The 13563-nt window shown below is 61.0% G+C and carries 16 protein-coding genes; 6 read left to right on the top strand and 10 right to left on the bottom strand.

The window, feature by feature from the left end:
• Positions 1-126: 126 nt before the first annotated feature.
• Complete coding sequence (locus LQ220_RS11965) at positions 127-549, bottom strand: glycine zipper 2TM domain-containing protein (RefSeq protein ID WP_230188519.1); 423 nt, start codon at positions 547-549, stop codon at positions 127-129.
• Positions 550-746: 197 nt separating this feature from the next.
• On the opposite strand from LQ220_RS11965, the gene LQ220_RS11960 reads away from it, so the two are divergent.
• The gene (locus LQ220_RS11960) at positions 747-1736 is read left to right on the top strand and encodes an esterase-like activity of phytase family protein (RefSeq protein WP_230188518.1); all 990 of its coding nucleotides are present in this window, start codon (positions 747-749) and stop codon (positions 1734-1736) included.
• A gap of 55 nt (positions 1737-1791) precedes the next feature.
• On the opposite strand, the gene rpmB is transcribed toward LQ220_RS11960, so the two are convergent.
• On the bottom strand, positions 1792-2082 hold the full coding sequence (gene rpmB, locus LQ220_RS11955; RefSeq protein WP_230188517.1) for a 50S ribosomal protein L28: 291 nt from the start codon (positions 2080-2082) through the stop codon (positions 1792-1794).
• A gap of 161 nt (positions 2083-2243) precedes the next feature.
• On the opposite strand from rpmB, the gene LQ220_RS11950 reads away from it, so the two are divergent.
• Together LQ220_RS11950 and tadA are read left to right on the top strand one after the other, a co-directional pair.
• The gene (locus LQ220_RS11950; RefSeq protein WP_309298533.1) at positions 2244-2471 is read left to right on the top strand and encodes a hypothetical protein; all 228 of its coding nucleotides are present in this window, start codon (positions 2244-2246) and stop codon (positions 2469-2471) included.
• Positions 2472-2514: 43 nt separating this feature from the next.
• The gene (gene tadA, locus LQ220_RS11945) at positions 2515-2973 is read left to right on the top strand and encodes a tRNA adenosine(34) deaminase TadA (RefSeq protein WP_230188516.1); all 459 of its coding nucleotides are present in this window, start codon (positions 2515-2517) and stop codon (positions 2971-2973) included.
• Here the strand turns inward: tadA and LQ220_RS11940 are convergent.
• Positions 2941-4848, bottom strand: coding sequence for a hypothetical protein (locus tag LQ220_RS11940; protein WP_230188515.1), 1908 nt, complete (start codon positions 4846-4848; stop codon positions 2941-2943). The two genes, tadA and LQ220_RS11940, sit on opposite strands and share 33 nt — an antisense overlap.
• Before the next feature lie 74 nt (positions 4849-4922).
• On the opposite strand from LQ220_RS11940, the gene LQ220_RS11935 reads away from it, so the two are divergent.
• Complete coding sequence (locus tag LQ220_RS11935) at positions 4923-5339, top strand: GtrA family protein (protein WP_230188620.1); 417 nt, start codon at positions 4923-4925, stop codon at positions 5337-5339.
• 5 nt (positions 5340-5344) lie between these two features.
• Here LQ220_RS11935 and LQ220_RS11930 read toward each other — a convergent pair whose 3' ends face one another.
• Genes LQ220_RS11930 through LQ220_RS11910 form a run of 5 tightly spaced genes read right to left on the bottom strand, consistent with a single transcriptional unit; the run spans position 5345 to position 8360 of the window.
• Positions 5345-5638, bottom strand: a complete 294-nt coding sequence (locus tag LQ220_RS11930; RefSeq protein WP_230188514.1) for a CcdB family protein — start codon at positions 5636-5638, stop codon at positions 5345-5347.
• Positions 5638-5886, bottom strand: a complete 249-nt coding sequence (locus LQ220_RS11925; RefSeq protein ID WP_230188513.1) for a type II toxin-antitoxin system CcdA family antitoxin — start codon at positions 5884-5886, stop codon at positions 5638-5640. Before LQ220_RS11925 ends, LQ220_RS11930 begins: the two co-directional genes overlap by 1 nt.
• A gap of 43 nt (positions 5887-5929) precedes the next feature.
• On the bottom strand, positions 5930-6730 hold the full coding sequence (locus LQ220_RS11920; protein ID WP_230188512.1) for a LytTR family DNA-binding domain-containing protein: 801 nt from the start codon (positions 6728-6730) through the stop codon (positions 5930-5932).
• A complete protein-coding gene (locus tag LQ220_RS11915; protein ID WP_230188511.1) occupies positions 6727-7824 on the bottom strand; it encodes a sensor histidine kinase in 1098 nt (365 codons plus the stop codon). The genes LQ220_RS11920 and LQ220_RS11915 overlap by 4 nt, the downstream gene beginning before the upstream one ends.
• A 44-nt stretch (positions 7825-7868) precedes the next feature.
• Positions 7869-8360, bottom strand: a complete 492-nt coding sequence (locus LQ220_RS11910; RefSeq protein WP_230188619.1) for a helix-turn-helix domain-containing protein — start codon at positions 8358-8360, stop codon at positions 7869-7871.
• Positions 8361-8512: 152 nt separating this feature from the next.
• Between LQ220_RS11910 and LQ220_RS11905 the strand changes: the two genes are divergently transcribed.
• Both LQ220_RS11905 and LQ220_RS11900 read left to right on the top strand, forming a co-directional pair.
• Complete coding sequence (locus LQ220_RS11905) at positions 8513-8845, top strand: hypothetical protein (protein ID WP_230188510.1); 333 nt, start codon at positions 8513-8515, stop codon at positions 8843-8845.
• A gap of 103 nt (positions 8846-8948) precedes the next feature.
• Positions 8949-11054 (top strand): bifunctional (p)ppGpp synthetase/guanosine-3',5'-bis(diphosphate) 3'-pyrophosphohydrolase, encoded by a 2106-nt coding sequence (locus LQ220_RS11900; RefSeq protein WP_230188509.1) that lies wholly within the window; start codon positions 8949-8951, stop codon positions 11052-11054.
• Between the two features lie 183 nt (positions 11055-11237).
• On the opposite strand, the gene LQ220_RS11895 is transcribed toward LQ220_RS11900, so the two are convergent.
• Together LQ220_RS11895 and LQ220_RS11890 are read right to left on the bottom strand one after the other, a co-directional pair.
• Entirely contained in the window at positions 11238-12416 is a 1179-nt protein-coding gene (locus LQ220_RS11895; RefSeq protein WP_230188508.1) for an SRPBCC family protein, read from the bottom strand.
• 11 nt (positions 12417-12427) lie between these two features.
• Complete coding sequence (locus LQ220_RS11890) at positions 12428-13453, bottom strand: NADP-dependent oxidoreductase (RefSeq protein WP_230188507.1); 1026 nt, start codon at positions 13451-13453, stop codon at positions 12428-12430.
• Positions 13454-13563 lie beyond the last annotated feature (110 nt).

The following is a 13563-nucleotide window of genomic DNA, read 5'->3' as shown; positions in this document are numbered from 1 at the left end:
GAACGCGGCTGCTAACGCTGACTGATTGTTACCGCGTTCCGAAACATTATTACAAGTCATGCGAAAAGGCCAGCCCCTCGCGGGACTGGCCTCCTCCGTTGGCTCTAACGGTGCTTCGCTGTCAGATCAGCAGCGGCGACCGCCATTCTTGTCGATGGCACGTCCGGCCAGAGCGCCTACGCCTGCACCCAGGATCGCACCGGTGGTGCGGTCACCGCGACCGGCGACTTCGTTACCGAGCAAGCCACCGGCAATCGCGCCGATGATGGTGCCGCCGGTGCCATTGTCGCGGCAGCGGTAGTTGTTGCGGTAGTTGTTCCGGTCGTTGCCACGGTAATAGTCGTTACCGCCGCGATAGCCGTTGTTCCGGTAATAGCGCTCGTTATTGTAATAACGACGGTCGCCACCGCGGTAATAATCGTCCCGATCATAGCCGCGTTCGTAACCGCGATAATGGTCTCGGGCCATTGCCGGAGCCGAGGTGGCAGCGAAAGATGCAACGCCCATTGCAAGCGCAGCACCCATGTTGATGAAAGCAGACTTCTTCATGGCGTTACTCCTTATCAAAACTTCTTCGGGAGGGTGACTGTTTCGAATCACTGTCCCTCTCGATGACACCCTTATGGGCGATTCGCTTTGAGGCTTGGCTGAACATGGGTGACAGCCGTCGTTCAGTTATTTGCCGTTCATAAATCGCGACAAATCAAGTGTGTTCCGCCGCCAAATCGCCTATCGGCTGGACCCCGATGTCGCGCGTTCTCCTTATCCTTCTGCTGGCGGTAGCGTTGCTGTCGCCGCCCGCACCGAACAAGGGCGCGCCGCGCGTGGCAGGGTCGCTGCTGGTAACGGCGCATCCGCTCGCGCTCGACAGCGACGATCCCCGGCGCGACCGGATCGGACCGTTCCGTTTTCTGGGCGGCTGGCAACTGACCAGCACCCATCCCGATTTCGGCGGCATATCGTCGTTGCTGGTGCAGCCCGACGGGCAATTTCTTGCGCTGAGCGATTCGGGGACGCTGTTCGGCTTTTCGCTGAACGGTCGCGGCGGGCGACAGTTCGTCGCGCCTTTGCCGACGACCGCAGCGGAAAAGGATCTGCCAAGCTGGACGTGGGATTCCGAAGCGCATGTGGTCGATCCCGCAACGGGCCAGCATTGGGTGTCGTTCGAATTGATCCAGCGCATCTGCCGCTATGCGCCGGGATTTGCGCGGATCGAATCGTGCATGTCATGGCCTGCGGTAAAACGCTGGCCCGATACCGGGGCGGGTGAAGCGATGGTCCGTCTGAACGATGGGCGCTTCCTGCTGTTTTCCGAATATGGCTATGGCAAGGATGGCGGCAACGATGTGCTGCTGTTTCAGCAAGATCCCGCTGAACCCAAAAGCGTGCCCCCGTTGCGGCTAAGCTATCGCCCGCCGGTGGGGTATCGTCCCACCGACGCGGTCGTGCTGGACGATACGCATCTGCTGGTGCTCAATCGCCGGGTCACGCTGCATGAGGGGTTCACGGCGGTCATCGCGCTCGTGACGCTGCCGCCGTTGCGCGCCGGTGCGGAGCTTGTGGCGCAAGACCTCGCCCGCTTCGCGCCGCCGGTGCTGTCCGATAATTTCGAGGCGCTGGCGCTATCCACCGAGAACGGTCGGCGCATCCTGTGGATGGCGTCGGACGACAATCACGAATTTTTCCAGCGTAGCCTGTTGCTGAAATTGGAAATTCCCAAAAGTCTCACGCAATAAAAAAGGCGACCCGCAGGCCGTCTCTCTTATTCGTTCAGAAACCGAGTCGTGCGGCTTACGCGGCGACCTTCTGCTTCTTCACGATTTCACGCTTTACGCGCTGTGCCTTGAGCGAGAGCTTCTCGTCATTGGTCTTGAGCAACCAGTTGTCGAGACCGCCGACATGCTCGACCGAACGCAGGCCGTTGGTCGAAACGCGCAGCTTAACGCCCTTTTCGAGCGCTTCGGACAGCAGCGTGACGTTCTGCAGGTTCGGCAGAAACACCCGCTTGGTCTTGTTGTTCGCGTGGGACACGTTGTGGCCCACTTGGCGGGTCTTGCCGGTCAGCTCGCAGATGCGCGACATATCAATCAGCCCTGTATACAGAAGGTTTCGGTGGCCCGGGGTTTGCCCGGAAAGCGGCGCGGATAGCCCGATCGCCCTGATCCGTCAACCCTTGGCATAGAGTATATAGCAACCTTCGCCGCTGATCTGCGTTAAGCGCCCTATAGTTCACGGAGGGTAAAATGATAAAATTCATATTGGGACTGCTGGTCGTAGGGCTGATCGTCGTCGGCGGCGCCATGGCACTGGGCTTGCTGAAAGTCGAACAGACTCGCGATGCGACGCTCCCGGCGGTTGCCGTCAAGCAGGGCACATTGCCCGCCTATAAGGCCGATGTCGTGAAGGTCGAAGTCGGCACGCGCAACGAAACCGTCGAAGTGCCGACGGTCAACGTGCAGAAGCCGCAATAAGCGACACACTGGCGCGGCGCATCGTGGGGCGTTAAACGCCCTCATGCCCGCGCCATTTCCCACCCCCGCACCGATGCTACGCGCGCTCGATCTGGCGCGTGCAGCCGGGGCGGCGGGGGAAGTCCCTATCGGCGCAGTCGTCGTACGGGACGGGGCAGTCATCGGCGAAGGCGAAAATCGCAACCGCCGCGACAACGATCCCACTGCACATGCAGAAATCGTGGCCATCCGCGCGGCGGCACAGGCCATTGGCGACTTTCGCCTCACCGATTGCGAACTATGGGTGACGCTGGAACCCTGCGCGATGTGCGCGGGTGCCATCTCTCACGCCCGAATCGCGCGGCTTTATTATGGCGCGTCCGATCCCAAGGGCGGAGCGGTCGATCATGGCGCGCATGTCTTCGCGCATCCTCAATGCCTGCACCGGCCCGATGTCTATGGCGGGATCGCCGAAGCGCCCGCTGCAACCTTACTGCGCGACTTCTTTGCCGTTCGGCGCTGAATAGTCGATGCGGTAGAGTTTGTAGGGCAGGGGCGCAGGCGAGGTCAGCGTCACAGGCTGCAGCCAACCCGGCACCGTCCCGCGCATCAGTTGCGCGTAGAAGCCCTTGGGGCTGCGCGACTGATACACGGTGCCTTCTGGGAAGTTCGGGCAGATCAGCAGATAGGTCGCGAAATGCCGCGCCGCGATGGCGCGGAAGCCATCGGGCGGACCGTCCAGCGCATGATGAATGTCCAGAATGGCCGCCCCGTTGCGATGATAGGGACCGGCAATCGCGCTATGATGCGTCGTGGCGATGAGGCGCGGCCCCAGATCGACCATCGTGAAGATTGTGGCGGGCGGAAGCTGATTCAGCACCTGAAGCTGCGGCAGCGAACGGCAGCGGCCATTGGCCTTGCGGATCAGTTCGCCCCGGCTATTCGGGTTCGGCTTTGCTTTGGGCTTCGCTGGTGCGGCATCGGTCATGTCCGCGATCAGGCGATTGGCCTCCGGGTATATCTGGTACACAAACAGCACTGCGCCAACGACCAGCACGGCCAAAGCGCCAACGACGCGCCAGAGTGGTTTGCCGAACAGCATTGTGCGCGCTGCCATCCATGCCGTCCACGCCGCCGCCGGTATCGCGAGGAACTGCGCCGCAGGACCGGCCCGCAATTGCCAGAACAACAAGCCGACAGCAAAGATCGTCATCAGCGTGACGGTCGCCCATGCCCACAAGGCTTCGGTATCGCGCCGCACCGTCCAGCACGCGAACAGCGCGCCGATGATCGCCACCACGGGCAGGGACAGCAGCGGCACCACCACATTGCGCGCCTGCACCGTGATCGGCTTGGCCTCGCGGATATTGGCAAGCCACAGCTTTTGCAGTTCAGGCGAGAGTTGATAGGCGCTCGTCACGCATTGCGGCCAGTTCAGCAGCGCGAAGGCGGCGACCAATGCGCCGATAACCGCACCAGCGATCAATCGCTGCTGCCAGTTGCGCAGGGGCAGATAGGTCAGCAACAGCATCCCGCCCGCCGCCGCGCCCAATATGCCGACCCATACGGGCGACAAAGCGTCGCATACCGGCGCACGATTGGCGTAGCTGGCCGTCAGCACGAACAATAAGCCGACACCTCCGCCCAGGCTGATGGCATAGGGTCGCATCCGCCGCGCCGCGCCATCCTTGAACACCCAGCGCAGCGCCACGATGGCCCCGGCAGCGGCGAGATAGACGATCATCTCCATCCCGATGGCGATGGAGAAGGCACTGCTCAGCCCCGCGACGATCCCGCCGCGCAGCCAGTTGCGGTCAACCATCCCGGCCAGCATCGCGACAGTCAGCGCCAGTTGCCAGCCATGATGGTCGATCCGCATCGGCATATACATGCTCAGACCCATCTGCGCCGCCAGCGGGGCCAGCACAGCCACGATCCACGCATTGCCGCCCGCCAGCCGCCGCACGATGAACGCAAGGCTGAGCATCATCGGCAGCAGGGGCAGGAGTGGAGCTATGGCGCAGGCGAGCCGGTCCGCCGTCGGAATGTCCGTGAACAGCCGGAAGAACAGCATCAGCCCGGCAATCGGCAAGTCCACCAGCCGCGACCAGTGAATGTTCGCGCCGCCGGGCGGATCGAGCCGATACTGGCGCAGATCGTACCAACCCTGACCCGCCAGCCAGTCCTTCACCTGCAGATAGCGGATATTGTCGTCCGTATCGGTCAGCACCAGCCAGTGCACCTGCTGCCAGCGTGACACGATGTAGAACGCGGCGATGCCCACCCAGATCAGGAAGGTCAGCCATTTCCATTCCGCATCGGCATAAGCCGACCAGCGATCGACCAGCGGCGTGATGCGCGCGCGCCAACGGGGGGTGTTCTGTGTCGCGCTGCTCATCTTGCCGCTTTCCATGTCATGAGCGCCGGATTAGACCGCCGCACGCAAAGCGCAAAGGGGTGTCGATGAAAATGATGGCGGCGATCAGGGCATGGCCCCCCGAACGGCGCGCGCTGTTATGGCAAGTTGTGCGATATGGCCTGACCGGCGTAACGGTGACGGCCATTCAGGCTGCGATTTACTGGACGCTGGCGGCGTTGGTGGGCCTGCATCCGCAAGTGTCACTGGTGGCGGGGTTCTGCGTCGCGGTGGTGGCAGGCTATGTGCTGCACGGCGCCTTCACCTTCCGCAACGCCGAACGCGAAGACCGCAGCGCGGGCCGAGCGGTAAAGTTCGTCGCGGTGTCTATGGTGAGCTTGGGCATAAATGCGGTGTGGGTATGGCTGTGCGTCACGACGATGGGCTGGCCCGAATGGGCGCCGATCCCGGCATTCATCTTCGTAACGCCTGCCATAGTGTTCGTGTTGAACCGGCAATGGGTGTTTCGGTAGGCGTCCTAAACCCCGGTGAGGAGCACATCCATCGCCCCGATTATATTGATGTGGTGGTCTGCCAGCGACGTTACCGGCTCACTCAAATTCGACGCGCTGACCGTCGCCACAAACTGCGTGGCCATGATGTAAGATCTGCCTTGTATTTCAAACGCCGGGTTAAGCCGCGCCGCGGGATTTAGTTCTGTGCTGTGTTCAAGCAACGGGACCACGACACGCGTATTGAGGTAAGCGAGCAAATCTGACTGGCAGTCGAGGACAAGCGTTCCTTCAAACCGATAGACATCAAACTGCGCCATTAAAATTGGCGGTGATGTGCCAATGGTATCCCACGCTCTTCCACGTACAGGTTGGAAGACGCCAATGCCTCTGCATTGTCGGCTTGCCACTTTTCAGCGCGTGTCGCCGCTATGGCCTGCGCTAGACCCACTTCACATGCGCGAGATATGTTGATCCCCAGCGCACGCGCTTCGGAAACAAGGCGGACGTCCAACGACAGATTTGCCGCCTTTCGTGGGCCAATGGGGAGAGAGTCTATAGCGTTCATGCGCATAATTTATGCGCATGAACGCCAAGGTCAATCCCCATTATCAGTGCACGAACCGCGCCACTACGTCGCGATAGCTGCGGCTGACCTTCACTTGCGCGCCGCTTTCCAGCACCAGGAAGCATTCGCCGTTGGTGTGGGGTTTTACCTGACGGACTTGCGACAGATTGACGATGGTGGAGCGATGGACGCGCTGAAAATTGCGGGGGTCTAGGCGCTTTTCCAGATCCTTCATCGTCTCGCGCAGGATCAGCGAATTGTCGGCAGTGTAGATGCACATGTAATCGCCCGCGGCGTCGATGCGTTCTATGCTGTCGACATCGACGCGGAAAATCTGCCCGCGATCCTTGATGTTGATGAGCTTTTCATAGCGGTTCGAGGCATGGCCGTCTTCTTCCGGGGCAAAGTCGCTCATTGCCTGCGGCGCGACTTCGGCCAGCACTTCGCGCAAACGCTCAACTTCCTGCACCTGCCGCTTTTCACTGAGGCGCAGGCGCACGCGCTCCAGAGCATCGGCCAGACGGTCCGGCTCGACCGGCTTCATCAGATAGTCGACGGCCTGCGCCTCGAACGCGCGGATCGCGTGATCGGAATAAGCAGTGACAAAGATGAACAGCGGCGGTTCGATCTCCATCATGCCCTGCACGACGGAAAAGCCGTCAAATCCGGGCATCTGAATGTCGAGGAAAACGAGGTCGGGCTTGTGCGTCTTGATGGCCCGGATGGCTTCACGCCCGTTTTGGCATGTCTCGATGATCTCGACATCCTCATGGGCTTCGAGGCGGAGCTGCATGCCCTGAATGGCAAGGCTCTCATCATCGACGAGGATCGTTCTAATTGTCATGCAGCCACTTTCGTTGATTCTTCCGTTATCAGCGGCATTTCGATGGTCACCGAAAATCCGCCTCCGGGTGTGGAACGTGCGTCGAAGCTATGGCGTTCCCCATAGGCTTGAAACAGCCTGTCGCGGATGTTGGCCAATCCCACTCCCGTCGAGAGACTTGGACGAGCTGCGATCTCGTTCAATCCCGGACCCGTATCGGACACGACGATCCGGACGTTTTCACCGGCAGGCTGCGCCATAACGGATATTTCGGCGCCTTCTTCCTTTGGCGTGACGGCATATTTGATGGCGTTTTCGACCAGCGGCTGCAGCAGCAGCGACGGCAACCGGGCATGCGCGACAGCGGGATCGATGTGGAAGGCAGGCCGCAAGCGGTCCTCGAAACGCATCTTCTCGATCTCCAGATAGAGTTTGAGCGTTTCCACTTCCTGTTCCAGCGTTACTTGCGCCGTCGGTTCGTTGATGAGCGTGTAGCGCAGGAACGAGGAAAGGCGGGAGAGCATCGCATTGGCCCGGTCCGTCTGCTTGAGCAGGACAAGCGTCGAAATGCTGTTGAGCGTATTGAACAGGAAATGCGGATTGAGCTGATAGCGCAGCATTGCAAGCTGCGCGTTGCTCGCCTGCAGCTCCAGCCGCTGAAGCTGATCCGCTTGCTCCTCGACCGTCAGGAAGAAGTTGATGGCGTAATACAGCGCCGACCATGCGCCCAGCAGCGTGACGGTCAGATAGAAGGCGCCAAGGAAAAGCTGCAACCCCGCTGTATCGCTGGATTGGTTCTGCGTTGCAAAGACCCATGCATCGATGAAGGCGCAGAGCGCCGCCGAGGCCACGACCGCCACGATCGAAGCGCCCCAGGTGATGATCGGTCGCTGCTTGAGCAACGCGCGGAAGATCACGGCCATCAGCAGGGTCACGGAGTAGCCGGTAACCGTCGATATGAGCACCGGAACGAGAAACGAAAGGTCTTGCCCGTTCGCAACGCCCGACGCGCCGCGCAGCACGAACGTGCCCAGCCAGCCGAGCGATTGAAGCTGCCAGAATGCCCGGTTCTTATCCGCGAAAAACGGTTGTGGTTGCAGGGGATTGACCGACATGACGCAGGCTTAGCCGGTTTTGAAGCCACCGAGAAGGGGGTGCGTCAGGCCGTGGCGTGCGTGCGTTCTTCGCAGACGGGGGTTTGTTCGTCGTCGAACACCCACATCAGATCATCGACTTCCAGCATCCGGCCATCGTGGGACTGGATGCCGATCTGCTGGATCGGTTTGCCGTCGCGGCGGTCGCACAGGACGGGGACGGAAGGCACGCCGCATTCCCACTTTTCGCCCCATTGCCGCAGGGCAATCATCACCGGCGCCAAAGCGCGGCCTTTCTGCGTCAGGCTATATTCCACCTTGCGCCGGTCGCAGCTCATGGGTTCCCGCGCCATGATCCCTTTTTCCACCAGCCGCGCGAGGCGATTGGCAAGGATGTTGCGCGCGATGCCGAGTGTAGACTGAAAATCCTCAAAATGACGGATGCCCGTAAGCGCACCGCGCAGGATCATGAACGACCAGCGTTCCCCCATCGCTTCGAGAGCGTTGGGAAGCCCGCATTGCTGCAACGCTTCTATCTCACGTTTCTCATGATCCATCATAGCCGCACACCTTAGCGCAATCCTTCCAACGTTGCAAAATGCAATCCATGACGCCCACCTGGTGAATATCGCGTGAATATACAGTTGCGATCTGAAACGAATCTATATAGGTAGCCATTCGCAACTTACATCGTTGTCGGGAGGCCAATATGCATATCAAGACTGTATCGTTCATACGTGCGCTATTGCTGGGCGCTGCAGTGGCGGGCGCCGGTTTCGGGGCGCTGCCGGCACAGGCGCAGCCATCGGCGCGCTTTTACAAGGTCACGCTCGCCACCCCGGCCAAGCATGCGCAGTTCGTGGCGCGGGAGTTGCTTTGGACATGTGCGGGCGACCAGTGTGCCGCATCGAAAGGGGCAAGCCGTCCCGCGATCGTTTGTGCCGCCGTTGCAAAGGCAGTCGGGCCGCTTCTGGCCTTCACCGCCGATGCGCAGGCATTTGACGCGGCCCAGCTTGCGGCGTGCAACGAACGGGCGTCCTGAGGCGCGGCAAATCCACTTTATTGACGGATTGTGGCGCGCACGCATCGGTGCGTGACATATTTTTGTTGCGGTTGCGGGCCTATAGCCCCCATCTCTGCTTTCTATGTTGCGTCAGTATGAACTTGTCGAACGGGTAAAAAGCTACGATCCGGATGCGGACGAAGCGATGATCAACCGCGCCTATGTGTTTTCGGTCCAGAAACATGGCAGCCAGAAACGGGCGAGCGGAGACCCCTATTTCAGTCACCCGATCGAAGTCGCGGGCATCCTGACGGACCTTTATCTCGACGATCAGACGATCGTGACTGCGCTGCTGCACGACACGATCGAGGACACGCTGGTCACCTATGAGGAGATCGAGAAAGCGTTCGGCAAGGATGTCGCGCGGCTGGTCGATGGCGTGACGAAGCTCTCCAAGATCGAAGCGCAGTCGGAAAACGAACGCGCGGCGGAGAATTTGCGCAAATTCCTGCTGGCGATGTCGGACGATATTCGCGTGCTGCTGGTGAAGCTGGCCGACCGTCTGCACAATATGCGGACGCTGCATTTCATCGCCAAGCCCGAAAAGCGGCGGCGCATCGCCAAGGAGACGATGGATATCTACGCGCCGCTCGCCGAGCGGATCGGCATGTATGATTTCATGCGTGAGATGCAGTTGCTCGCTTTCCGCGAACTCGAACCCGAAGCCTATGACAGCATCACCAAGCGGCTGGAGCATCTGAAGGAAGGCGGCGAGGACAAGGTCGAGCGGATCGCATCCAGCCTGCAACTGCTGTTGGGCAGCAACGATGTGCGGGTGACCGTGTCAGGCCGGGAAAAGCATCCTTATTCCATCTGGCGGAAGATGCAGGAACGGCACATCAGTTTCGAGCAGCTAACCGATGTCATGGCCTTTCGCGTCATCACCGAAAAGACCGAGGATTGCTATCGGGCGCTGGGCATCATTCACCAGCATTTTAAAATGGTGCCCGGCAAGTTCAAGGATTACATCTCCACGCCCAAGCGCAATGGATACCGGTCGATCCACACCACCGTCATCCACAGCGAGAATGCGCGCATAGAGGTGCAGATCCGCAGTCAGGACATGCACCGCGACAGCGAATTCGGGCTGGCGGCGCACTGGGCATACAAGCAATCGAGCGGCGGTCAGACCACCCGGCCGGACGGGCAGGCAGGGTGGCTGCGCGATCTGGTCGAAATTCTCGAACAGAGCCAGGATGCGGACGAGCTTCTCGAACATACCCGCATGGCGATGTATCAGGATCGCATCTTCGCGTTCTCGCCCAAGGGTGAACTGCACCAGTTGCCCAAGGGATCGACGCCGGTCGATTTTGCTTATGCCGTCCACACGCGACTGGGCAACCAGACCGTGGGTGCGAAGATCAATGGCCGCGTCATGCCGCTGCGCACGTCCCTCGAAAATGGCGATCAGGTCGAAATCCTGAAATCGGACGGGCAGGAGCCGCAGCCCGGCTGGCTGACCTTCGTCGTCACCGGCAAGGCGCGCGCCGCCATCCGCCGCTATATCCGCAACAAGCAGCGCGGCGAGCAGATCGCGCTGGGTGAAAAGCTGTACGAGGAAATCGCCAGCCGCTTGCCGGTCGAGATCGGCGACAAGGGCTTCAACGCGGGCTTGAAGCGCCTGAAGCTGGAGGATCGCGCGGCCCTGATGATCGCCATCGCAACCCACCGCGTGACCGACGCCGAAGTGCTCGAAGCGCTGATCCCCGGATCGACTACGGCGGAAGGATCGGATGATGCGCATCCGCGCCAGCATGAGCCGGTGTCGATCCGTGGGCTGACGCCGGGAATCGCCTATGTGCTCAGCGATTGCTGCCACCCCGTACCGGGCGACCGCATCGTCGGGCTGCGCCGTGTGGGCGTGCCGATCGAAGTGCACACCATCGATTGCAAGGTGCTGGAATGCGGGCTGGACGCCGAATGGGTCGATCTGGCGTGGGATACCAAGTCGAAGGGCGGCACTGCGCGCCTTGCGATCATCGTCAAGAATCAACCGGGTGCGCTGGCGTCGGTCGCCAACATCTTCGGCGCGAACAAGGCGAACATCCTCAACCTGCAACTGGTGAACCGCGAAGGCCCGTTCCACACCGACGTCATCGACCTGGAGGTCAGTGACGCCCAGCACCTCAACCGCATTCTGTCTGCGCTAAGGGCGCTGGATATCGTGGTTCAGGCAGACCGGGTTTAGAGCTGCCTCATCCCAACATGCGTTGATAGGAACCTAAACTCTGTTGTTCCCCGGCGAAGGCCGGGGCCCAGTTCTGAGCGTGGGACGGGACCCCGGCCTTCGCCGGGGAACGGCAAGACCGTTGCCATGTGTTGCAACTATCGTAATTTGGTATCGCAATGACGAAGGGTCAGCGCCGGCGCCTTACAAATCGGGCATCGTCTTTGCCGGATCGTCGCTGAGCATATAGTCGATGGTCCGATGGAAATACTGGTTGCCGCGCTCGTTCTGCCCGAACAGCACGGTCTTGATCGCGCCCGATTCCATGCCGCGCTGCACCTGCAGGCCGACGCCATAATCCTCCCGGTCCACGACTTCGCTCAGCCAGTCCATCATGCCTTCGATGCCCGCTGCATCCTCTGCATCCTTGGGCGGTGCGCGGCGGATGAAGAGCAGGTTGGTGGTGTTTTTGTCCGGCGTCGGGCCGGGGATCAGTTGCGCGACCTGCGTGATTTCCGGCGCGAAGAAGATGCTGACATTGGGGAAGATGGTCCGCACGAAGTCGAACCCTTCATTCTCATGGCTGCCCCAGCTTTCGCGCGGCAGTGCGCCCAGCGCTTCCTTGATCCGCACCTGCGGATAGCCCACGCGCATATGCGGGCCGAGCGCGGTGAAGTGCATGATGTTGCTGAAGGTGCGCGGGTGGATGGTTTCGGGATGCGCCGCGGCGAAGTGATAGCCTTCCAGATAGCCGTCATAGGCGATCTTCCAGTTCGCGCCGTGGATACGCCGCGATCCGCAATAATGCCACTCGTCCAGCTTGTAGGAATTGAGATCGTCCAGCATCCCGCCCAGATGCGCTTCGATGTCGATCTCCATACCCGGCGTCAGGCAAACCCAGATAACACCGCCAGCCTCGACTACGGGCAGGGTGGTGAGGTTGCGTTCTTCCTTGCACACCGGCCCGAATTTCTGCGGATCGGCCACGCCCAGCAGCTTCCCGTCGTTCAGGAACGTCCAGCCATGATAGGGGCAGGATAACCGCTTGGCATTGCCGTGGCCTTCAGGCTTCAGGATCATGCCGCGATGGGTGCAGACGTTTAGCATCGCCGCAACGCTGCCGTCGGTCTTGCGCGTGATGAGGATGGGTTTGCCCATCAGGTCCATCGCCTTGTAGTCGCCCGGATTGGGCATTTCGGCGGTCAGCGCCGCCAGCAGCGGCAGCTTCATGAAGATTTCCGACATCTCCCGCGCGAAATAGGCGGGGTCGGTATAGGCGCTCGCCGGGATTTCCATCGTGCCGTCGGCGCAATCGGTGGTGCCGGTCTCCACATATTCCAGCATCTTTTCGGCTTCTTTGCCGATGGTCTCGTTATAGCCCATATGTCCTGCTCCTAAGCGTCCGCCGGGTCGAGGCAGACGACGGTTTTACCCGTCGTTCGGCCCTGCATCAGGCGGATGAAAGCGTCCGGCGTGGCCGAAAGCCCGTGGCTGATATTTTCCAGCGGCCGCAATGCGCCCGTCCGTACCCACTCACCGATACGCGATTGCGCCTCGCCCAGATACTCTGGATGGTCATAGGTCAGGAAGCCGCGCATCGTCGCGCGCTTCACCAGCAACTGCCACAGATTGCGGATTGGATACTGGTCGTCGGCATTATTGTAATTGGCGATCATCCCGCACACCACGATACGCCCGAAATCGCGCATCTGCGGCAGCATCGTGTCGAGTATCTCGCCGCCGACATTGTCGAAATAGACGTCGACGCCCTCTGGTGCCGCCTGCGCGATCTTGTCGGACAGCGCACCCGGCGCGCGATAGTCGATCACCGCGTCGAAACCCAGATCGCGGCACAGCGCGCCCTTGTCTGCGCCGCCCGCAATGGCAATCGTCCGGCATCCGGTGAGGCGTGCGATCTGCCCCGCGACATTGCCCACCGCACCTGCCGCCGCGCTGATCGCGACGACATCGCCCGCCTTGATCTGACCGATAGCGAACAGCCCGACATAGGCGGTCAGTCCAGACGGTCCCAAAGTCCCCATCTGCAGAGACATCTGGTCCCGGTCGGCGATATCCAGCTTTTCCATGCCCAGCGCATCGGCGGTGAGGATGCTATAGTCTTCCCAGCCCGCCAGTGCCCGCACGATATCGCCGGGGGCAAAGCCCGCCGCGCGACTCTCCACGACTTCGCCCAGCATCATGCCGCGCACGACTTCGCCGATGGCGACGGGCGGCAGATAGCTCGGTCGGTCGTCCAGAAAGCCCCGGATCGCCGCGTCCATAGCCAGCACGCGATTGCGCACCAGCATTTCGCCCTCCGCCAGCGGCGCGACGGGCGTTTCTACGAAAGCGAAGTCCTCACGATCGGGCAGACCGGTCGGTCGCCGCGCCAGGGTTATCCGGTGGTTGATGCGCGTCATTCTGTGTTCTGTGTCCCCGGAGCTGTCCTCTGCCTCGATCATATGTCGCGCCTGTGTCAGTCTGCCCTCTGACTAGCGCTAGTTGCCTCACCACCCGTTTGCGCGGTTCT

This window comes from Sphingobium sp. CECT 9361, from assembly GCF_918741285.1.
In the GTDB taxonomy this organism is placed as follows: Bacteria; Pseudomonadota; Alphaproteobacteria; order Sphingomonadales; family Sphingomonadaceae; genus Sphingobium.
This window is presented reverse-complemented; position numbering and strand designations above follow the sequence as displayed.

Coding starts and splice junctions, on each gene's coding strand:
- LQ220_RS11965 (WP_230188519.1), bottom strand. CDS start 549: ATGAAGAAGTCTGCTTTCATCAACATGGGTGCTGCGCTTGCAATGGGC.
- LQ220_RS11960 (WP_230188518.1), top strand. CDS start 747: ATGTCGCGCGTTCTCCTTATCCTTCTGCTGGCGGTAGCGTTGCTGTCG.
- rpmB (WP_230188517.1), bottom strand. CDS start 2,082: ATGTCGCGCATCTGCGAGCTGACCGGCAAGACCCGCCAAGTGGGCCAC.
- LQ220_RS11950 (WP_309298533.1), top strand. CDS start 2,244: ATGATAAAATTCATATTGGGACTGCTGGTCGTAGGGCTGATCGTCGTC.
- tadA (WP_230188516.1), top strand. CDS start 2,515: ATGCCCGCGCCATTTCCCACCCCCGCACCGATGCTACGCGCGCTCGAT.
- LQ220_RS11940 (WP_230188515.1), bottom strand. CDS start 4,848: ATGAGCAGCGCGACACAGAACACCCCCCGTTGGCGCGCGCGCATCACG.
- LQ220_RS11935 (WP_230188620.1), top strand. CDS start 4,923: ATGGCGGCGATCAGGGCATGGCCCCCCGAACGGCGCGCGCTGTTATGG.
- LQ220_RS11930 (WP_230188514.1), bottom strand. CDS start 5,638: ATGGCGCAGTTTGATGTCTATCGGTTTGAAGGAACGCTTGTCCTCGAC.
- LQ220_RS11925 (WP_230188513.1), bottom strand. CDS start 5,886: ATGAACGCTATAGACTCTCTCCCCATTGGCCCACGAAAGGCGGCAAAT.
- LQ220_RS11920 (WP_230188512.1), bottom strand. CDS start 6,730: ATGACAATTAGAACGATCCTCGTCGATGATGAGAGCCTTGCCATTCAG.
- LQ220_RS11915 (WP_230188511.1), bottom strand. CDS start 7,824: ATGTCGGTCAATCCCCTGCAACCACAACCGTTTTTCGCGGATAAGAAC.
- LQ220_RS11910 (WP_230188619.1), bottom strand. CDS start 8,360: ATGGATCATGAGAAACGTGAGATAGAAGCGTTGCAGCAATGCGGGCTT.
- LQ220_RS11905 (WP_230188510.1), top strand. CDS start 8,513: ATGCATATCAAGACTGTATCGTTCATACGTGCGCTATTGCTGGGCGCT.
- LQ220_RS11900 (WP_230188509.1), top strand. CDS start 8,949: ATGTTGCGTCAGTATGAACTTGTCGAACGGGTAAAAAGCTACGATCCG.
- LQ220_RS11895 (WP_230188508.1), bottom strand. CDS start 12,416: ATGGGCTATAACGAGACCATCGGCAAAGAAGCCGAAAAGATGCTGGAA.
- LQ220_RS11890 (WP_230188507.1), bottom strand. CDS start 13,453: ATGACGCGCATCAACCACCGGATAACCCTGGCGCGGCGACCGACCGGT.